This window comes from bacterium (assembly GCA_023145965.1).
GTDB lineage: Bacteria > UBP14 > UBA6098 > UBA6098 > UBA6098 > UBA6098.
Window position 1 is genome coordinate 1 of the sequence record JAGLDC010000018.1, and the last position, 19,385, is coordinate 19,385.

General features: G+C 44.6%; 19 protein-coding genes and 1 tRNA gene. 10 read left to right on the plus strand and 10 right to left on the minus strand.

The window, feature by feature from the left end:
• From thrS to pheS, 5 genes are all read left to right on the plus strand, one after another.
• Positions 1 to 996 (plus strand): threonine--tRNA ligase (gene thrS, locus KAH81_02195; protein ID MCK5832457.1); only part of this gene is annotated, 996 nt, incomplete at its 5' end.
• Positions 997 to 1,024: 28 nt separating this feature from the next.
• Positions 1,025 to 1,645 carry a translation initiation factor IF-3 gene (gene infC, locus KAH81_02200; protein ID MCK5832458.1) on the plus strand — a complete coding sequence of 207 codons (621 nt, stop codon included), beginning with the start codon at positions 1,025 to 1,027 and terminating at the stop codon, positions 1,643 to 1,645.
• Positions 1,596 to 1,802, plus strand: coding sequence for a 50S ribosomal protein L35 (rpmI, locus tag KAH81_02205; protein MCK5832459.1), 207 nt, complete (start codon positions 1,596 to 1,598; stop codon positions 1,800 to 1,802). Before infC ends, rpmI begins: the two co-directional genes overlap by 50 nt.
• Before the next feature lie 13 nt (positions 1,803 to 1,815).
• A complete protein-coding gene (rplT, locus tag KAH81_02210) occupies positions 1,816 to 2,169 on the plus strand; it encodes a 50S ribosomal protein L20 (GenBank protein ID MCK5832460.1) in 354 nt (117 codons plus the stop codon).
• Positions 2,166 to 3,230 (plus strand): phenylalanine--tRNA ligase subunit alpha, encoded by a 1,065-nt coding sequence (gene pheS, locus KAH81_02215; protein MCK5832461.1) that lies wholly within the window; start codon positions 2,166 to 2,168, stop codon positions 3,228 to 3,230. Before rplT ends, pheS begins: the two co-directional genes overlap by 4 nt.
• A gap of 48 nt (positions 3,231 to 3,278) precedes the next feature.
• On the opposite strand, the gene KAH81_02220 is transcribed toward pheS, so the two are convergent.
• The 3 genes from KAH81_02220 to lpdA are packed head-to-tail and all read right to left on the minus strand — an operon-like array spanning position 3,279 to position 7,039.
• The gene (locus KAH81_02220) at positions 3,279 to 4,850 is read right to left on the minus strand and encodes a hypothetical protein (GenBank protein MCK5832462.1); all 1,572 of its coding nucleotides are present in this window, start codon (positions 4,848 to 4,850) and stop codon (positions 3,279 to 3,281) included.
• Between the two features lie 28 nt (positions 4,851 to 4,878).
• Positions 4,879 to 5,652, minus strand: a complete 774-nt coding sequence (locus KAH81_02225) for a DUF1573 domain-containing protein (GenBank protein MCK5832463.1) — start codon at positions 5,650 to 5,652, stop codon at positions 4,879 to 4,881.
• Positions 5,653 to 5,674: 22 nt separating this feature from the next.
• Positions 5,675 to 7,039, minus strand: a complete 1,365-nt coding sequence (gene lpdA, locus KAH81_02230; protein MCK5832464.1) for a dihydrolipoyl dehydrogenase — start codon at positions 7,037 to 7,039, stop codon at positions 5,675 to 5,677.
• A 217-nt stretch (positions 7,040 to 7,256) separates the two neighbouring features.
• Between lpdA and KAH81_02235 the strand changes: the two genes are divergently transcribed.
• Both KAH81_02235 and KAH81_02240 read left to right on the plus strand, forming a co-directional pair.
• Positions 7,257 to 7,342, plus strand: a tRNA-Ser gene (locus KAH81_02235).
• A 77-nt stretch (positions 7,343 to 7,419) separates the two neighbouring features.
• On the plus strand, positions 7,420 to 8,295 hold the full coding sequence (locus tag KAH81_02240; protein ID MCK5832465.1) for a DMT family transporter: 876 nt from the start codon (positions 7,420 to 7,422) through the stop codon (positions 8,293 to 8,295).
• Positions 8,296 to 8,477: 182 nt separating this feature from the next.
• Here the strand turns inward: KAH81_02240 and KAH81_02245 are convergent, their stop codons facing one another.
• From KAH81_02245 to KAH81_02275, 7 genes are read right to left on the minus strand one after another with little or no spacing between them, the layout of a single operon-like run.
• Entirely contained in the window at positions 8,478 to 9,008 is a 531-nt protein-coding gene (locus tag KAH81_02245; protein MCK5832466.1) for a cache domain-containing protein, read from the minus strand.
• A gap of 18 nt (positions 9,009 to 9,026) precedes the next feature.
• A complete protein-coding gene (gene nadA, locus KAH81_02250; protein ID MCK5832467.1) occupies positions 9,027 to 9,959 on the minus strand; it encodes a quinolinate synthase NadA in 933 nt (310 codons plus the stop codon).
• A 4-nt stretch (positions 9,960 to 9,963) separates the two neighbouring features.
• The gene (gene lpxK / locus KAH81_02255; GenBank protein MCK5832468.1) at positions 9,964 to 10,968 is read right to left on the minus strand and encodes a tetraacyldisaccharide 4'-kinase; all 1,005 of its coding nucleotides are present in this window, start codon (positions 10,966 to 10,968) and stop codon (positions 9,964 to 9,966) included.
• Positions 10,965 to 12,197 carry a hypothetical protein gene (locus KAH81_02260; GenBank protein ID MCK5832469.1) on the minus strand — a complete coding sequence of 411 codons (1,233 nt, stop codon included), beginning with the start codon at positions 12,195 to 12,197 and terminating at the stop codon, positions 10,965 to 10,967. Before KAH81_02260 ends, lpxK begins: the two co-directional genes overlap by 4 nt.
• A gap of 2 nt (positions 12,198 to 12,199) precedes the next feature.
• Positions 12,200 to 12,838, minus strand: coding sequence for a lysophospholipid acyltransferase family protein (locus KAH81_02265; protein ID MCK5832470.1), 639 nt, complete (start codon positions 12,836 to 12,838; stop codon positions 12,200 to 12,202).
• Positions 12,831 to 13,610: an inositol monophosphatase gene (locus tag KAH81_02270; GenBank protein MCK5832471.1), complete on the minus strand. Its 780-nt coding sequence runs from the start codon at positions 13,608 to 13,610 to the stop codon at positions 12,831 to 12,833. The genes KAH81_02265 and KAH81_02270 overlap by 8 nt, the downstream gene beginning before the upstream one ends.
• A complete protein-coding gene (locus KAH81_02275; GenBank protein ID MCK5832472.1) occupies positions 13,607 to 16,522 on the minus strand; it encodes a T9SS type A sorting domain-containing protein in 2,916 nt (971 codons plus the stop codon). Before KAH81_02275 ends, KAH81_02270 begins: the two co-directional genes overlap by 4 nt.
• A 580-nt stretch (positions 16,523 to 17,102) precedes the next feature.
• On the opposite strand from KAH81_02275, the gene KAH81_02280 reads away from it, so the two are divergent.
• The 3 genes from KAH81_02280 to KAH81_02290 all read left to right on the plus strand — a co-directional run.
• Positions 17,103 to 18,026 (plus strand): FAD-dependent oxidoreductase, encoded by a 924-nt coding sequence (locus KAH81_02280; GenBank protein ID MCK5832473.1) that lies wholly within the window; start codon positions 17,103 to 17,105, stop codon positions 18,024 to 18,026.
• 61 nt (positions 18,027 to 18,087) lie between these two features.
• Positions 18,088 to 18,402, plus strand: a complete 315-nt coding sequence (locus KAH81_02285) for a hypothetical protein (GenBank protein MCK5832474.1) — start codon at positions 18,088 to 18,090, stop codon at positions 18,400 to 18,402.
• 373 nt (positions 18,403 to 18,775) lie between these two features.
• Positions 18,776 to 19,385, plus strand: a 610-nt coding sequence (locus tag KAH81_02290) for a hypothetical protein (protein ID MCK5832475.1), incomplete at its 3' end; no start/stop codon positions are given.

Below are 19,385 nucleotides of genomic sequence, written 5' to 3' on the forward strand. Positions count from 1 at the left end.
GGTCACCTCGGATTTTACAACGAAAATATGTTCCCCTCCATGGATTTCGAGGAGGGCGATAAGTATTTTGTTCGCCCGATGAATTGCCCGTTCCATATAGCTATATATAAAAGCAAACTCAGAAGCTATCGCGAGCTTCCGATTAGATATTGCGAGCTGGGCGCAGATTATCGCTATGAACGCAGCGGCGTTCTTCATGGACTTCTTCGTGTTCGTGGCTTCACTATGGACGATGCCCATATTTTCTGCACTCCCGATCAGATGCTTAACGAAATTGTAGGCGTATATAAATTTTCTCTCGGTATTCTCCGAAGCTTCGGTTTTGAGGATTTTGGTATCTATCTTTCAACTAAACCCGAGCATTCTGTCGGTGAAGAGGAAAGGTGGGAGAAGGCCACCGAAGCACTTCGCACGGCGCTTGATAAAGTTGGACTTCCTTGGAAGATTGATGAAGGCGGCGGTGCGTTCTACGGCCCGAAAATCGACATTAAGGTCAAAGACGCCCTTGGCCGCGAATGGCAAACAACGACGGTCCAGTTCGATTTTAATGAGCCGGAACGCTTTAATATTTATTACATAGATGAAAATGGCGATAAGGCAAAACCATATATGGTTCATCGTGCTCTTCTCGGCAGCCTCGAGCGTTTCTTTGCCTGTCTAATCGAGCATTATGCGGGGAATTTCCCAGTGTGGTTGGCACCGGTTCAGGCAGTTGTAATACCGGTATCAGAGAAATTCTCAGATTACGCAAGAGCGGTCAGAACAAGACTATTAAAATCTGGCGTCCGCGCAGAAATTAACGACAGGCCGGAAACCATGGGATATCGTATTCGTGAAGCAGAAAAGGCTAAAGTGCCCTATATGCTTATTGTTGGAGAAAGGGAAGTCTCTTCCAATTCTGTAAGCCTCAGGGGCCACAGCATTGGCGATCTTGGCTCGATGTCTATCGAGAACATAATAGTTAAATTGAATAAAGAAGGAAATCTACCAGAGTAACTTTTTTAAGGAGGTTCAGCAAGGCCGAATGTCTCAACAGCAAAGTAATTCGGAAAGGGTAAACGAACAGATTAGGATTCCTCAGGTTCGCCTCGTGGATGACGAGGGAAAATTCATCGGGATTATCCCAACAAATCAAGCATTAAACAAGGCGCGCGAGAAGGGTCTCGATTTGGTCGAGGTTCAACCCAATTCCAGGCCTCCGGTTTGCCGGATAATGGATTATGGGAAATTCAAATACGAGAAATCTAAGAAAGCACGAGCTGTTCGTAAGAAACAACATACTCAAACCATGAAGGAAATGAGGTTTTCAGCGAAGATATCCGACCACGATTATGGATATAAAATGGAACATATTCGCGGATTCCTCCTTAACAAAGACAGAGTTAAGCTAACGATAAAATTCCGTGGGCGCGAAATCACGCATGTGGAAATGGGTGATGAGCTTATGAATAAGCTCAGACGCGATTTGGAAGATATATCGAGGATCGAACAACAATCCAAGCTCGAGGGCAAACAGATGACAATGATGCTCGCCCCTGATTCCAAGAAAATCGCGACTTTTTTAGCTAAACAAAAAAAGAAAGAGAGCGAAAAGAATGAAAAAAAGGAAGATAAAAACAAAAAGGGCAGTGGCGAAGAGGTTTAAAATCACCGCCAACCACAAGGTGGTTCATAAACGCTCCGGAACTAATCATTTTGGGCGCAGAAAGCGCGGTAATCGAAAGCGCGCACTAAGAACCCCTAATGTTCTCGGAACGGCAGATGCTCATCGCGTTCGTAAAGCCCTCGGTAAAATAAAATAAGAGTAGGTTAATCATGCCAAGAAGCACAGGAAGTGTAGCGTCACACAATCGGCGCAGAAAATATGTTAAGGCAGCGAGCGGTTACTTCGGCTCGAGGCATAGACTTTATCGCACTAGCAGAGAAGTTGTCGAGCGTGCGTGGGTATTTTCATATAAACACAGAAAAACCAAGAAACGCGATTTTCGCAGGCTTTGGATTGCAAGAATCAACGCCGCTGCAAGGGCCGAAGGAATGACATACAGCAAGCTAATTCACGGCCTAAAGAAGGCAGGTGTTCTTCTCGATAGAAAATCTCTGGCCTATATTGCAGTTACCGATCCAGTAGCTTTCACCAAAATAGCTCAAGTTGCAAAACAGACCTTATGAGAGGTTTGCTCGATGAATTAAAGAAAATTGAGGCCGCCGTTAAGGCGGCCCTCAATGAGGCTGCATCTCAGGTAGATCTTGATCGAATACGCGCCGATTATCTCGGCCGTAAGGGTAAATTGTCTAATATGATGAAGCGCCTGAAAGATCTGTCTCCAGAAGAAAAACCTATCTTTGGCCAGACTGTAAATCGACTTAAGAAAGACCTAGAATTATTGTTTAACGAGCGAATCGAGCAGGTTAAGTCCACCAAACAACCGAAGAAAAAAACGACTGCTCGAGACAAACGAATAATTCCAGAAGATATTACACTTCCTGGAAGGCGGAGTTATCTCGGAAAACGCCATGTTCTCATGGCAGTTCTCGAAGAGATAATCGAGATATTCCACGGTATGGGTTTTTCAGTTGCGCAGGGGCCGGATATTGACACGGCTTTCCATAATTTCGATTCACTTAACACTCCACAAAATCATCCCAGCAGGGATATTGGGGATACATTCTACATCGAAGGTTACAGTCCTGAGGACGATAACCCTTATCTTTTGAGAACGCATACGAGTCCAGTGCAAGTCCGAACAATGCTGTCACAGCAACCTCCAGTAAGGATAATTTCACCGGGTCGTTGTTATCGCAAAGATACTATCGACGCAACGCACTATATCAGCTTCTGGCAATGTGAAGGTCTTTATGTGGACAAGAATGTAACAATGGCCGATCTCAAGGGCGTGCTTATGTCATTTGCTCATGAGATACTTGGCCCGGATACCAAGATCCGTTTCAGACCACATTTTTTCCCGTTCACAGAACCAAGTGTAGAATATGATTTTTCGTGTATTTGCAAGGGTAAGGGGTGCAAATTGTGTAAGGGTACTGGTTGGGTCGAGATCTCTGGCGCTGGAATGGTCGATCCCGAGGTATTTCATGCGGTTGGTTACGACCCTGAGATTTGGAGTGGTTATGCCTTCGGTATGGGCTTAGAGCGTATTGCCCTGATCCGGCACGGAATCGATGATATTCGCCTTTTATACCAGAACGACCTGCGTTTCCTTAGACAATTTTAAAAGGAAGAAATATCGAGAGTATTTGAGAGCGGTTCAAGCCGCTCTTTTTTATGATCCTAACACCGTGCGCCACATAAAGAAAGCCATCGTGAAAAATATAACAGCAGTTAGAAGCTTTATAATAGGAGTATTCCGCTTTAAGAAATTTGTTAACTGCTCGCTAGTAGTGCCATAAAAAACAACCGCGAAAACTATGATTAACGGCACAATAAACATCAAGTTATAGAGTACGAGGAAAAGAAAGGCCTTAGCTTTGAGCCCGGGCGCTCCCATAACATAGATTATTGTCGGAAGATAAACCTGCCCGGTGCATGCAAGTTCAAGAATACTAACTAGAAAACCGGTGCTAGCTGCCGCAATAATGATGTTTCTTCTAGCGCGTGGTTCGTTCTCAGCGATGATAACATGGTGAATACGCTTCTTAAGTTTATCGGGTAATTGAAGAACCATGTCGCTATATTGGCCTTTAAGGCTACGGAAAAAATCGAAGATAGAGAGTAATCCCAGCCCTACAACAAGGACACCTGTGATGACATAAACCCACTTAGCGAAGGTCTGCAGAAATGGCAAGGCCTGTAGAAACTTAAGGAAACCGGCGCCGATAAGCAAATAGGTCAAGAATATCGAGGTTGTGAAGGCTACACCTACCCAGAAGATTTCACGCTTTTTGCGCTCGACTACAGTAAGAAAAGTAACGAAGAATATTATCGCTCCAAAAGCACATGGATTAAGACCATCGAGAAGACCTGCTGCAATTACAGGAGCTGCCTCAAGACCACGAAAACGCTCAACTATAACCTGATTAGCTGACGCAAGTTCATCATCACTGAAATTCCATACAGTATCCAAGCCCTGCGTTTTTTCGAGCCGCGAGATAGCCTCGTCAATAGCACGGAAGCTTATTTGCTCGGAGATAAAGGCTGTATCTACCAAAAATACCGACGGTGTGGCTAAATGCAATCTTTCCTCGATGCCGAATCTCAAAGCAAGAGCTTCACCGTAAAGTTTTGCCTTTTTTTCATCAGTATTCCAGTCTCTAACCTCCAGAGTGGGATGGCGCTCCTTAAGGAGTTGAAGATCATATGTTACGCGTGAACAATGCTGGCAACCCGTTTCCCAGAAATAGGCAAGAAAAACAGGGTATTGCAACGTATCTATTTCAGTATGGATTTTAGTAACGGTATCTTGTTTTGGAGATACAGCGTTCGTTGTCTGAATGGAAGTCGTAGGGATCGCTTTTATTTCTTCAGAGGGGGCTTTGTCCGGTTTAGAAGATTTTTCTGCTTGTATTAGGAGTTTAGTCAAATAGGGCAAGAATTCCTCTTCACCACCAAAAACGCTATCGCCAAGGAAAATCACAGGAATCTCGTTTCCGGTTTTCCCGATTTCTTCTTCCATCTCGATAAGTTTCTCGTAATTATCGATATTTTCTTCGATTTCGTAAAAAGAAATATCGAGAAGCTCTGGATATTTTTCCATCGCCGGTTCTAAGATTTCTTCCTTTACTTCCGCGCAATGCTCACAGCTTAGAGAATAAAAGAAATTAAGAGTGACTCTCCCAGCGAATGCCGTCGAGAGAGTCAGGCTCAGTAAAATTAGTATTTGAAGGTATCTGCGCATCAAATGGATGCGTCCTCAGTTCTAGTGTTTATTTAGGGCCGGCACCCTTGATAGGTATCGTAAAGATAACCGGGTTCTCGCCGGAAGCCTTAACCGTGAAGGAAGCTTTTATGTAATTGGCAGCGTAATCGTAATCATCGTTTAAAGATACTTCGACAGTAGTTTTTTTGCCAGCCTTTAGTTCCTTGCGATCGATTTTTGGTTTTTGAATAACATCGGCGGTATAATCGATTAATTCCAACTCGTAGTTTATTTCGCTATTGTTTTTCACCTCAAATTCCATTTTTTTAGGAGGCTTATCACCTTGAGCAATTTGCAATCCGAAAGGTTCTATATCAAATGGAAGGCCAGTTGTATCCATGTTTGCCGCGAATGTTACTCGAACACTGCGATTCAATAGATCATTCGAGCTGATGATCGTTCCTTTAGAGGTTCTAGACTTGTAGCGAGTGCTGTTGAAGATGACCGAAACTTCGGTTTCTTCATCGGGGACAAGTTCGGTTTTTTTAAGCGGCGCGCTCGTGCAACCACAGGTCGTGCGCACACGCTCGATAATTAGGTCGGCTTCGCCTTCATTTCTTATGATAAAGGGGTGAACTAGAAAGAACCCTTCGGGAGAGAATCCAAAATCGAAACTCTGTTCTGGAAGGACTATTTTTGGCTGTGGGCCAACTGGAACAACTTCTTCTGTTGTTTTGTCTGAAGCTGGCTTTTCGGCCTGTGATGAACCGAGTTTACCTCCCCCAAAAACGACAAGGCACAAACCCAGAAGTAAAATTGTTATTGAAGTGTAAACCTTCATTTGTATCTCCTTAAAACAAATATTAAATATGTATAGCTTCGTTCATCGCATCGAGGGCAGATTCTTTAAGTATCTCGCCAAGCGTTGGATGAGCGATAATTGTTTTCTTCCAATCGTCAATGGTCAATTTGCGCGAGACTGTTAGACTCGCTGCGGAAATCATCTCTGAAGCTTGTTTTCCCGCAATATGTATGCCAACGATTCGGCCGTTTTTCTCAGCTATAACCTTGGAAAAACCGTCAGTAGCCCCGGCAGTTTTAGCCCTTCCGCTGGCCCGATATGGGAAATGCCCGACTATTATATCTCCGTATCGTTCTCGGGCTTGAGGTTCTGTTAAACCGATCGTGCCGACCTCGATTGCTGTGAAAAAGGCCCCGGGAATGGCATCAGGGTCGAGTTTGTGCTGCGCACCCATAATGTTCTCGACAGAGGTTTCACCCATAGCGCTCGCCCAGTGGGCTAAATAAGGTGCTCCACAGACATCACCCGCGCCCCAAATGCCGTCTGCGGCCCTCGTCCATTCATCGACAACAAGATGTCCCCCTTCGAGATGCCCGCCAGCCAACTCTATGCCATCAGGGGGGGTAGATTGCCTTCCGACCGCGCCGAGAATCTCTTCGGCCTCGAAGCTTTCATCTTTCGAATGGGCAATTATGCCTTCGGATGTCCGTTCGATTTTTGTAAGGCCTACGCCGGTTCGTATAGAAACGCCGCTTTTCGCGAGAATTTTCGTGACTGTTGCGACTATCTCGGGGTCAATCCCCGGAAGTAGGTTTTCCATAACTTCGATAATCGTTACTTTGCAACCAAATGTCGAGAAAATATGAGCGAATTCACAACCAATAACTCCGCCACCGACAATAATAATACTTTGAGGAATTCTCTCAGTCGAAAGCGCTTCGGTGTTCGTCCATATACCCGATCCTTCCCAGCCATCGATTGGGATAGAGCGAGGTTTGGAACCGGTTGCTACGAGGATTTCGTCGCAGGTAATCTCTATAGTTTCACCATTTGATTGTATGGCTGTGACTTTCCCTTTGTCGAGGATTTTACCGGTTCCTTGAATTAATGAGATTTTATTCTTTTTTATCAAGAAACCTATTCCTGCTACAAGGCGTTTGATAATTGCATCTTTTTTACGAAGTATTCTAAGCCAATCGCAAGTTATTTCACCCTCGAAAACCTTCTCCTTCTTGGCTTCTTTAAGCTCGTTGAATAATTCAGCATAGTGATAATAGGTTTTTGTAGGTATGCATCCTACGTTTGTGCATACCCCACCTAGATTTGCTTTTTCAATAAGTGTAACTTCTGCGCCGAGTTGGGCTGCACGGATAGCGGCTACATAACCCGCTGGGCCACCGCCCAAAATCGCTATTCTAACGCTCATACGAGCCCTTTCACCATAGAAAAATTAAAATAGAATTTTACCGAAAAGGCCTATAAAAGTCAACGTTTAACCAGTAAATTGGGTTGATGAAATGAGAAACTATCTCATTTTGTTGCCGAAAAGCGGCTGAATAAGATTTAGCTTGCGTCCTATTGGCAGTATGAATATATTTTGCTCGCCTATCGATTTTGTCGATTGCGTTTTTTAAAATTTCATTGGAGAGGTGTCCGAGCTGGCCGAAGGAGCACGACTGGAAATCGTGTATACCGAAAGGTATCCCGGGTTCGAATCCCGGCCTCTCCGAAAATTTGAAGAGTTAGCCCCCTCGGCAATTTTGTCGAGGGGTTTTCTATAAATTAATTCGCATTAGGGTTAATTATATGAAGCAAAGCAAAGCAGAGGGATTACTCGTTATTACCACCGCAGTTTGGGGTTCGACTTTTATTATTATCAAATTGTTGGTGGGAAGTGAAGCTAATTCGCCATTCGGGCTGCTCTCTTTCCGGTTCATAATAGCTACTCTGCTGTCTTTCGCCATTTTTCGGCCCAGGAATATGCCCTCGAAACATGATCTTGTCGGAGGCATAATAATTGGTCTAGCTGCCTTTGGGGGCTATTTTTTCCAGACTTTAGGACTTGTTCACACAACCCCCGCTAAAAGCGGTTTTATTACGTCGCTGTTTATCCTTTTTGTGCCGATGGTATCTAAACTCTGGGAAAGAAAGCATATTCCACTGGCTGTTTGGATAGCCTTAATTCCGGCTGCGTTCGGTTTATGGGCAATATCGGGTGTGGGCCAAAGCATATCTTCAATCAATTTTGGAGATAAAATTACTCTTCTTTCAGCATTCAGTTACACATTCCAAATCGTGGGAATTCAGGTTTATTCAGAGCACGGGGATTGGAAATGGCTTACTGTGCTTCAGTTTGCGGTTATAGCTGTTCTTTCGACTGTAGGGACGCTTTTTCAGTCCAATTATGGTATATCTTGGGAGCCACTCAATATAATTGGATTAATATACCTCGGAGCAATAGCGTCCTCCGGCGCTCTCGGTCTTCAGATGTTTGCACAAAGATTTACTACCACTCCTCGCGCTTCACTTATCTATATAGCCGAACCGATATTTGCTGCAGGATTTGCTTGGGCTTTTGCAGGTTTTGGAATGAGTGGATGGGAATTAATTGGCGCCGGTTCAATAATCTTATCCATGCTAATTGGCCACATGAAATGGAAAAAGCGGTTAGCTTTAGGCTGATTCATGAACCAAAACATTCCTTATGTGGAATTCCATAGTTTCGAGAGCGAAATCGCGATTATAGAATCAATTCGAAACTATAAATAAAACAGTTGTTTGGAGGAATTATATAATTTCTCCCGAAACAGTCAATTTATGGCACCAGTGTGTAATCTAGAGCACAAAACCAAGCCCGAAATATCTCACTTCGGAATATAAACTCCATCACCGATAAAATAGGGAGTGCCGGGTATCATCTCGACATAGCCTATTTTAGGATCCTCGGTAGAGGTGTTTGGATTGTTCCAGTAATATTTCACAAAACCTCCTCCAGTTTGTGCCATAGCGGCAAGTTCTCTTATGACATATTTGCCTTTGGAATCCTTGTAGTCTTTGAGATCTTTTCCGACGAGATCGAGCTGTGTGGCATGTGCGATATTAACGCATGTAGTATCATAAACATAGAAATAGCCTGATTTGTCATCGTAAAAACGAACAGGAGCGATAAACGCGCGAATGATCTCAATTTTCTCGGTTTCATCCTCGATATTTGTAAGCAGGGCACCGAGACCAGAAGAGGCAATTTTCACAGCAGCAATAGCTACATTTTTACTGCATTTAAGTTCAGAAATGCCCGTTTCTAATATTTGTGTCTCAGCCCTATTATCGCAACAAGATATATTAAATAAGGCCAAACAAATGATTAGTAAAATAAATCGATAGACTTGCTTCATGTTCCTCCTCTGGTTTTTTTATCCTATGGATATCATTTTGCTTATAGAATCGAAGGCCGAATGCAATATTTCAGATTCGATTGTCACTTCGTAAATCCCTTCTTTGACAGATCGGGCAAGTTTAGGCAAAGATAATTGCTTCATATTATAACACACGGCGGAGTTTTTCAAAGGCTCGACCTTTTTCTCCGGCATTTCGCGTTTAATTCTTTCTACCATACCTATTTCAGTCCCGAGAAGAACAGGATTGTCATGGTCAGCAACCCAATGGAGCATCCCGCCGGTCGATGCAACGACATCGGCGGTCTCGGTAACCGCAGGTGTGCATTCTGGATGAACGATGATTGTCCAGCGGGGATAATCTTTGCGTGCCCTGATCATATCCTCAAGGGTGATGAATTGATGAACATAACATCCGCCGCTCCAAAGAACCATGTTTTCTTTGGCGAGTTGTCGTTTTATATAGGCGCCGAGATTCATGTCTGGGAGGAACACGACTGGCCTATCTCCTAGCGATTTAACAATATCGAGGGCGTTAGCGCTGGTGCAACATAAATCGACAGCAGCTTTTACTTCAGCGGATGTGTTAACATAGGCCACGAACGCGTGTTTAGGATATTGCTCTCGAAGCTTGAGAACATCCCCCATTGTGGCACTGGCGGCGAGCGGACAGCCGGCGGTAGCATCCGGAATAAGAACACGCTTTTCAGGCGAGAGAATCTTGGCAGTCTCGGCCATAAAATATACTCCGCAAAAAACTATCGTTTTTTCAGAAACTCGAGCGGCTCTTCTAGATAGCTCGAGACTGTCGCCAAGGAAATCAGCAACTCGCTGAACCTCATCACGAACGTAGTTATGGGCCAGAATAACAGTATCATGCGCCTTTTTTTCGATGGCTATGATGTCTTCTAATTCATCATTGCTGAGTTTGCAGTAATCCTTTAGCAACACAATTTTATCCTTTTTTAATATTCAATTTACTCGTAATAAGATCGATTAAATCCGCTTCTCTGGTAATTGTCAATTCTATATCAACGACATATATCTCCAATCTTGAAGACATGCCGGTTAAGCGTATAGCATCCTTTTCTGTGGTCACCAATAAATCAGCATCGTATTCCTCCGCGCGATGCTCGATGGCCGAGATATCTTTAGCCGTATATATATGATGGTCTTTGAACCAATAGGTTCCCCGTATATTTGCTCCGGTTTCAACGATTGTTGAATAAAAGCTCGAGGGTGCTCCTAAACCAGCAAACAGAAGGATGTTTTGGTTTTTTAGGATGTTAGGCGATACATTTTTGCCAACTAAGGTTCTAATGCCCGCGAATATTTTTTTCCCAGAAAATGTTTGAACGGAGCATGATAAAGATGCTAATTCCGGTGGAATTTTTTCGGTTTCACCCATAAGGATAATAGCGGAGGCCTCTTTCAATCGCCATAGACCGTCCCGAAGGTTTCCCCATGGAAAGAAATGCTCACCCGAGAAAGGGTCTTCGGAGGGCAAAAGCAAAATATCTACATCGCGAGCGAGTTGTATATGCTGGAAGCCATCATCAAGAATGAAAATCCTGCCTTTTTCGTTACCGATTTCCCTTGCGGATTCAAACCTATTTGGGTGGACAACAATAGGTGTATCTGGAAGTTTTTGCGCTATTAATGCTGGTTCATCACCTGCAATACGAGCTGTTGTAGTATCGCCAATAAGGATCATTCTCTCTTTATGAGTCCTTCCATATCCACGAGTCAAGATCACCGGTGAATAGCCGAGGGATTGAAGTTTGTCGGCAAGCCAGATAGTAAATGGTGTTTTACCAGTGCCCCCCATGGCCAGATTCCCAACAGAGATCACAGGAGCATCGAGAGATTTATGCCGCTTAATCCCCACACGATATAGCAACCATCTCAAATAGCTAAAGAAGGCGAAAAGGCATGCTATGGGAGCAAAAAAACATCTCATAGATTTTTATAAAGGCTTTTGATTTCTTCTTCGTAACAATCTACTATATCTCTCATATCGTTTACTAGTTTATACGCTGTTTGGCCGATAGCTAGGCGCTCCTTGTCGTTTTCGAGAAGCCTGCAAATCTCATCGGCAAGTTCTTCAGAATTATGGACTTCGACAGCACCTCCACCTTTAAGAAGTATTTCATAAGCCTCGCGATTCGATGAAGTATAAGGTCCAACAACAACGGGTTTTGCATAAAAAGCAGGTTCAAGAGGATTGTGGCCACCGTAGTCGGCAAGTGTTCCACCAACAAAGGCAACATCCGCGATAGCATAAAAGCCAAGAAGCTCACCAATTGTGTCTATAAGATAAACATCGGCATCGCCGGGCGATGGCTTTAAACTTCTTCGAGTGGTGGAGAGACCGTGGCGGTTTAGGATAGTACGAGCCTGAGCAATGGTATTGAGATGTCTCGGAGCGACTATGAAAAGAGGATTTTTTATCCTGCTTTTAATCGATTTGCAAGCGCAAGCTATCTGTTCGAACTCGTCGGGTCTAGCGCTTCCGAAGACTACGGTTGGGTATTCATATCGCTCGAACTTCACTCTAGTTGAAGGGATACCTGCAAATTTGAGGTTGCCTATCGTCCTCACCTTTTTTGGCTCGACACCGGTATCGAGGAGGTTCGCAGCATCGGTTTCAGACTTCATTAAAAAAAGCTTGAAACAACTGGTAATACTGTTGAAAGTTTTCGGATAGCGTTTTGCCCAGGAAAGAGTTGAATTGCTGATGCGCCCATTTAAAAGTATGGCAGGTATTTGCCTTCGCTTAGCTTCAGTGAGAAGGTTCGGCCAGAGCTCCGTTTCAATTACTATCAATATCTTGGGGTTGGCTCTATTGAAAGCATTCCATATGAAGGGGCGAAAATCCAGGGGAAAAGCACAAGACTTGTCTTTTGGTGTTGCGGCTGTTTGCAGTCTTCTGAGACCCATTTTTGTGACTGCAGTTATAAAAATATTTTGATTGGGATCGATATTATAGAGAATGTCCCTAATCGATATTGCAACACCTACCTCTCCAACACTCGCCGCATGAATCCACACGGATTTTCTGTTTATCCGTGGCACAAATCCCATACGGCACAAGAGGCGATGTTTTCCAAGCAAAGCGAAAGGTATAGCAAATGGCCATGTTAGGAGTATTGCAAGCGCTAATAGTGTATTCCAAATAATTATAATCATCTTTAAATTGCTTCGGGTTGTTTCGACGATATATCGTCGAGCCTTTGTTGAAGTATCTCAGTCAGTTCTTGATTATCAAAGTTCTTGGGATATATCGGTTCAGAGAGGGTTATATATATCTTTGCAAATGGTTTGGGAATCATGAATCTATCCCATGATTTGAGAAACCAACTTCTGCTAGCGCTGATTTCAGCAGCAATAATCGGTGCACCGGATTTTATCGATGCTGCTGAAACACCCAGTTTCACTCTTTCACGCGGACCAAGCGGACCATCGGGGGTGAATGCTACACGGCAACCCGATTTAAGCTTGTCTATCATGCCAATAAAACCCCTCATTCCTCCTCGAGTGGAGCTTCCTCTGACAGTTCTAAAACCGAAGCAGTTCATAGCTTTTGTAATAACCTCTCCATCAAAACTCTGTGAAACTAACACGACAATATCCATATTTCTGTAATAAAACAAAAGTGGTAGCAACCTAGAGTGCCAAAATGCCCATATTAATGGGTTTCCAACGTCGTTTTCATATTTCTTACCTTTATATGTGACCCGCCAGGTTAAAGCAAGCAAATAAATTGCAAACGGAACGATTGTTCCAGCTAAAAGCAATATGACCCTCTGTTTGAAAGACCTTTTATTCACAAGAAAGTATATTTGAAACATAATTAAAGATTTGCGGATTTGATGCGAGTATTGCTTGCATTCCCAATGACCATGGCGAACCGTCGAAGCGACCGGTTTTTCCACCTGCACAACGAACAATAAGTTCCCCGGCGCTTATATCCCACGGCTTGAGGCCCAATTCCCAGTAAATATCGAATCTTCCGGCGGCAGTGTATGCCAAATCCAGACCGGCGCTTCCAATACGACGTATTCCACGCACCGCCATAGTTATCCGAACAAAATTTTCTAGGTTCGAATTAGTCCCCAAGCCGCGCAAATAAGGGAAACCGGTAGCGGCTATGCAATCACCTAGCTTTTCAGTGTTGCTTATATTTATTCGAGATTCACCAAGATACGAAAGAATGCCGTCAGACCAAAAAAGCTCCTTTCTCAGTGGTTCATATATAACCCCCAATTTTGTCGAGCTGTCGATAGCGAACGAAATTATTACTGCGAAGAAAGGGATACCGGCTGCGAAGTTGTTTGTTCCATCCAGAGGATCTACTATCCAAAGTGGGCCTTTTGTGTCAGTATTTGGATTGGATTCTTCGCTGAGGACTGGTTCGCCATAACGATTTTCGATAGCATTTAATATGTATCTTTCCGATTCAAGGTCCGTTTCAGTGACCACTTCGCGGGAGGATTTCATTGTCCCTTTATGTCTTCCGCCGAAGTTTTTGGCGAGAATCTCTCCAGCCTTTATAGCAGTCTCCTTCGCAAAATCGAGTCTATCCAGAATATCTCGGTTCATCGGATTAGCACCGCTTTAGATGTATAGATAGTTGAATTAGCCGTGCACTTCACAAGATAGGTCCCAGAAGGGCAATCCTCCCCATGTGAATCCCTGCCATCCCATATTAGCTCTTGATTTTTACTTGTGAAGATCGAGTGAACAGCGACAATTCGACCGGTAAGATCGAATATTTCAATTTTATCGATGCCCTTTGGCCCTTTGATCAGACATCTGGAATTAAAAGGATTAGGTGAAATCCTAACGATTTCTAAATCGCAGGGTTGAATTGGTTCTTCTTCTGTGGACATTGGTATCTCAAACCAGCTCATCAAACGGAAAAGCAGTTCAGCAAGGCTCACTGAGGATGAATTGCCACCAATGCTCTCAATACCAAAAGAAAATAATGCAGTTTTGCTAATGCCATCGCTGTGAATAACAGCACAAGTGTCGCCAATAAGATATTTGGCTATAGCTTCAGCGCGTGAGGGCGAAATCGATGTCAGCTTGCGTTGATTATTTGCGCCCTGAGTGCCAAAAAGATAGATGTTCTCGTAATCTTCAAAGAAACCACCGGAGGATATTCCTTTCACACTTAGGCCACCAGACATGCTTTTATGTGTAGCCCCGAAGTGTGTATTTAGAAAAATCGAATCGAGTTGCCATGTCATATTTTGACCAGAGAGTAGCAGGTTTCCTCCTGCGCTGAGGTAACCAGCCATCACTGCTGTGTCAGATGGACTGATTGAGGTCCCTGATGTATCGTCACCGGTAAACCAGATTACGAGGTCAAATTCCTCAAGGTTCTCGGGAATATCACCACTAAGAGTCCTGTGCGCGAAATAGGTGACACCTATTTTGTCTAATGCCCCTGCAATATACTTGATATTTCGGCCAGCAGCATCCGGGCTATCATCGATAATTAGGGCTTGAGGGAATCCAAATAAGAAACGGAAGGTGTCGGCTATTTCGGTGGTGATGTTCAATGCAGAATACGAGATCACAACATCGGCGAAAAAGGCAGTGTCGATATCGGTTACGGAAAGCAATATTGGTGAACCGATGGATGTATCTCCTGATTCGATAACCGAATCAAAGGGTATTTCGGGAAATACAATATTAATCCCCATTTCCTCATCGAGGTCTATTGTGTATTCAAGATTGACGATGTTCGGCCATGCAAAACTTCCGTCCGCGATAACAGTAGGGTAAATAGCCAGCGATTCTCCTGCTTCATAAAAACCATCGCCATCGCCTAACTCGACAACATCATATTTCATCTCGACTTGTGGGAAATAGCCGGGGCCGATGCCATGTTCGGCAAAGGCCTCGAATATTGAGACGCAGTTCGGCGAACCGTTGGAAAAGTCATCGTCATCATCATCGGTGAAAAGTGCCTCTGGCACAAAACCATTGAAGGTGTTAGGCATTGCATATCTCGTGAAGTGTATAATTGAATCCGCTTCCGGAACATTGATTTTTTCGCGTAAATCCCAAAGTGCACCGCCGAAAATCCGTCCATCGGCATGGACTTCTCCCGACCAATCGCCTGGCATTCGCAGGTTGTTGTTCATTGTTCGGAACATGATTTGGCCGTATCGCGGGGTTTTGAAACCAATTCTCGGATCATCGAGGTTAGTTGCTGCAAAATAATCACTAAATGCTTCATTCATTGCCCCAGGTTGTCCTGAATAGGGGAAATAGACTCCCTCGTATAGCCAACCTGTAATACCGTGAGAATATTCATGATATATTATATTTGAAAATAGTGCAAAGTTTCTCATCGATGAACCACCGGAGCCATAGTTCGTGCCATAACCATCCCAAAAGGCGTTTTCTGGTGTGCTTTCAATACCTGCCCTGGCCGGCACAGGATAGTCGAGGGCTGTCATCGCAGGATCGATGGTTTCATAGAATTCATGAATATAGGTTGTGTGATAATATAAATTTATCTCATCAGTATCAGCGAATTCTGTTGAAAAGACGAAAGTATGTTCTGATGGAGGCCGAAGCCAAAATTCATAAAGGCCATTTTCATCTTCTATGTCTTCGACATCGGCCCATTCTCCACGAAGGCGTGCTCTGAGTGGAAGATTCGTTGTGGAATATGATGACACGGAATATGCGCCGTAATTATCGGATGCTACAATTGGCGAAAAACCGAGACCGATCTCTCCGTATTGGTAAGGGCCGGTCACAAGAGAATCATCAAAGAATCGAGGAAGATACTCGATCGAGGCCGAACCCCATACATCGTAGAACTGGACTAAGCTATAATGGAACAAGGGTTTAGAATCCTTAGCGGCAATATAAAAACGGAATTGCTTCTCCGGGCTTTGGAATATATCTATTCTCCAAGCCAATCGCCCGATTGTGCCTTCGGGATTGTAATCCGGCCAATAGACTAGGTCCCAAGATATTAATGTTCCTCCGAAGAGATATTCCCGCTCAATCGATTCGATAGCCGAATTAAGCGAAACCGAGGGTCGGGAAGATTCGAAGGTCGAGACAATATTCGCGCCGCAAAATGCCAACTTCCCGGAGCCGAATATACGAAAATCCACTCTTCCATCCTCGACGATAATGCCATCATGTGTTTGCGCAAAGGTTATCCACCAGCGATTAAGGCGGTTAGCAGCTCTAAGTAAAGTAAGTTCTTCGGAAGGGACAACGAAGATATCCGGATTATCATCCACGAACTCGATACACGAATTGGAGATTGATATTGAATCGCTACCCTCTATATAAATTGATGATTTAGGGAAAAAACCTACGGCGGATTCTATCCCTTCTTTGAAGGAATAAACCCCATCATCTAAATTAGCATATTGAATGTTTGGTTCAAAAACGGGATCGAACTCGATAAAATCCGGATTAATAAACCCCATTAAAGTAAAAGCTAATATACATATTACCAGAAATATTTTTTTCAAGCCAACACCTTTGAATAAACAAATTTAACTATTAAGAATATTAATATTTCTCTTTTTTTCAACAAAAAGCTGGCAATCGGGATTATTACATAGGAAGATTGTAGTTGTCCTTTCTTTGTTTAATTAAGTGAATTTTTCTTCCGCCGATGAGAGGGGGGCGTCGGCCTTCTCGACTTGAGGTCTCGAAGGCTAGCGTGAGGCCGGCCCAAGATCGAGCATCCAAGTATAATTTCAGTTCCGGCCTCCCACTGATTTTTTCGTTGAATGAAAGCTAGCTTTCCTTTCAACGAAAAAATCCGACGCCCCCCTTATCGATTTGGAATTGTGATTTGAGAATATAAGCTTTAGTCATCATGAAAGGGGTATTGTGTCATATTAGGAGCGCTATGACAAGATAACTAATTGGTATGAAGGAGATTTTTTGCTTGAATTAATACTAAGAGGTTTGCGCGCGCATTTCTCACATTTTCGCATAATACTGAAACTTAAAGCCCTTGATTTTTAAAAGATGTGGCTTAATTTAATTTGTAAATTTGTGATAATTAATGCATTTAGAAAGCTAATTTAAAGGATGGTTGATATGAGCGAAGAAATGAACGATGTTCTTATAATTGGTGCGGGACCGGCGGGGCTTACTTCCGCGATTTATACTTCACGGGAGCTTCATAAAACCCTAATTTTGGAAAAGGCCGCGGCTGGCGGGCTTCCAATAACAACACACCTCATCGAGAATTACCCCGGTTTTCCTAAGGCTATTCCTGGGACAGAGCTTATGGAGCGCATGAAAGCGCAGGCGCTTCGTTTTGGCGCGAAGCTAACCGAGTTCGCTGAGGTGAAGTCGTTGAAGAAAGAAGAAGGTTTTTTCACTGTCGCGACAGACTCTGGGGTTTATAGATCTAAGACGGTCATCGTGGCCTCGGGATCGGCGCCGAAATCGCTTGGCATCGAGGGTGAGGAGCGGCTTCGCGGGCGTGGGGTGTCTTACTGCGGCATCTGCGACGGCCCGTTTTTTGCTGGGATGGACATCGCGATTATCGGCGGCGGTAACTCTGGCCTTCAGGAGGGCGAGTTTTTGTTAAAGTTCGCGAAAAGTATTAAATTCGTGGAATTTCTACCATATATACCCGGGTCAAAGATATTGCAGAAGCGCCTTCACGAGACCGGCAAGGTGCGGTTTATTGCCAACCACGAGGTGACCTCGATAAACGGCGCCGAATTTGTCGAGTCGATAACAATCAAGGGCCGCACGCGCCACGAGGCGCAGAAGCTCGATGTCGCCGGGGTTTTTGTTTATGCCGGGTTCGTGCCGAATGCGGGATTTATGGGCGATCTCGCGCAGTTCGACAAGGGGGGGTATATCATCACCAACGAGCGCATGCAGACCTCGACGCCTGGCCTCTTTGCCGCCGGCGATATCTGTGCCAAGCAGATCCGTCAGATAACCGGCGCGACCTCCGATGGCACGCTAGCGGGCATTTATGCCGGGGGGATCGCGGGGGAATAAGAGTAGGGGCGGGGGCGGACCTGTATGTCCGCCCGTTTTAATGACAAAATCTAAATGTCAAATGACTAAATGGGTTGTCGAGGTTGTTGCGAGGCGTTGTCCTGAGCTTGTCGAAGGGAGGGCGAGGAAATCTTGCGCCCACGGCGAGTCGCGCTCCGCGTCGAGCAAGACGACAGTCGGCTCGGCCGACCGTGTGTCACCCCGAAGCCGCCTTGAAGAACTCGAACGCGAACAGGGCAACCTGGCAGGTGCCGTATTTAAATTACTTAAAGAACTCGAATCCCCGGCATTACTGGAGAAAAAACCCACAGGCATCTATACCGGAACCCGAAAAAACTCCCGTAAAAACGAATTTTTCGCTTGCATTTCTAAATAAAGCATATTAGTTTGCGTTTAGGTAATAATTATGCAAGAACATAAACCGACATACCAAGCACGCACCCGCGCCCATCATTCCCAACCCCGATTTGGAAACCAGCGCAGGGGTTGTTCGCGAACGACCCGTGGCGGATCGGGCGGTTCTCGAACCGCCCCTACAACCGCCCGCCCAAATTGAAACAATATTTCGCGGCCCGCGCGACACCACAGGTGCCACCCGCGAAATAAAACTAACCAACCAATTCAAGCAAGAAAAAGGCCATGGGTGGTTGGAGAAAAAGTGAAAAGGCTTGACGGCGGGCGAGCAACGACTTATTTTGAAATATGAACTTGGCGTAAAGCATTAATCAAATAGCACAAAGGAAGCTAAAATGAAAAACCTGCGATTGCTGATTGTTTTGTTATTCGTTGCATTCGCCTTTGGGCAACAATACAACAATATTTTCAATCCACCGCAGTTGACAGACCTAACTGGAGGCGGTGCGGCTGATCTCGACGGAGTCAGGACTAACGGCTTAAGCATCGGCTCATTGATATTTGTTTTCGATGGCTCCCAAACGAGAACTTATTGTCTGACAGCCGGAACGGATGCAGAAGATTCGCCGCTTGTCATTCGCCCTGATGATTTCGATGCCGGAACGAATGCGAAGGTTTGGAAGCTTCGCCTTTCGAGCGACCCGGTCGAAACCGATTTCATCGACGAAGTGATCGGCACGCAGGATACGATGATCGCACATTGGGATTCTGTTCGAGATATTCCCGCAGACATTGCCGATGGCGACGATTTCGAGGCCAACACGATAGACACAAATATCGCACACTGGGGCGACATTCGAGACATACCCGCCGACATCGCCGATGGCGACGACTTCGAGCCGAACACGATAGACACAAACATCGCACATTGGGGCGACATTCGAGACATCCCCGCCGACATTGCCGATGGCGATCAGTTTGACACAACTATCGCTCATTGGGGAA

Excerpts from the sequence above, each read along its gene's own strand:
- KAH81_02245 (MCK5832466.1), bottom strand. The coding sequence starts at position 9,008 with ATGAAGCAAGTCTATCGATTTATTTTACTAATCATTTGTTTGGCCTTA.
- KAH81_02260 (MCK5832469.1), bottom strand. The coding sequence starts at position 12,197 with ATGATTATAATTATTTGGAATACACTATTAGCGCTTGCAATACTCCTA.
- rplT (MCK5832460.1), top strand. The coding sequence starts at position 1,816 with ATGCCAAGAAGCACAGGAAGTGTAGCGTCACACAATCGGCGCAGAAAA.
- KAH81_02285 (MCK5832474.1), top strand. The coding sequence starts at position 18,088 with ATGACTAAATGGGTTGTCGAGGTTGTTGCGAGGCGTTGTCCTGAGCTT.
- lpdA (MCK5832464.1), bottom strand. The coding sequence starts at position 7,039 with ATGAGCGTTAGAATAGCGATTTTGGGCGGTGGCCCAGCGGGTTATGTA.
- KAH81_02270 (MCK5832471.1), bottom strand. The coding sequence starts at position 13,610 with ATGAACCGAGATATTCTGGATAGACTCGATTTTGCGAAGGAGACTGCT.
- lpxK (MCK5832468.1), bottom strand. The coding sequence starts at position 10,968 with ATGAGATGTTTTTTTGCTCCCATAGCATGCCTTTTCGCCTTCTTTAGC.
- KAH81_02240 (MCK5832465.1), top strand. The coding sequence starts at position 7,420 with ATGAAGCAAAGCAAAGCAGAGGGATTACTCGTTATTACCACCGCAGTT.
- KAH81_02280 (MCK5832473.1), top strand. The coding sequence starts at position 17,103 with ATGAGCGAAGAAATGAACGATGTTCTTATAATTGGTGCGGGACCGGCG.
- pheS (MCK5832461.1), top strand. The coding sequence starts at position 2,166 with ATGAGAGGTTTGCTCGATGAATTAAAGAAAATTGAGGCCGCCGTTAAG.
- KAH81_02220 (MCK5832462.1), bottom strand. The coding sequence starts at position 4,850 with ATGCGCAGATACCTTCAAATACTAATTTTACTGAGCCTGACTCTCTCG.
- KAH81_02225 (MCK5832463.1), bottom strand. The coding sequence starts at position 5,652 with ATGAAGGTTTACACTTCAATAACAATTTTACTTCTGGGTTTGTGCCTT.
- infC (MCK5832458.1), top strand. The coding sequence starts at position 1,025 with ATGTCTCAACAGCAAAGTAATTCGGAAAGGGTAAACGAACAGATTAGG.
- rpmI (MCK5832459.1), top strand. The coding sequence starts at position 1,596 with ATGAAAAAAAGGAAGATAAAAACAAAAAGGGCAGTGGCGAAGAGGTTT.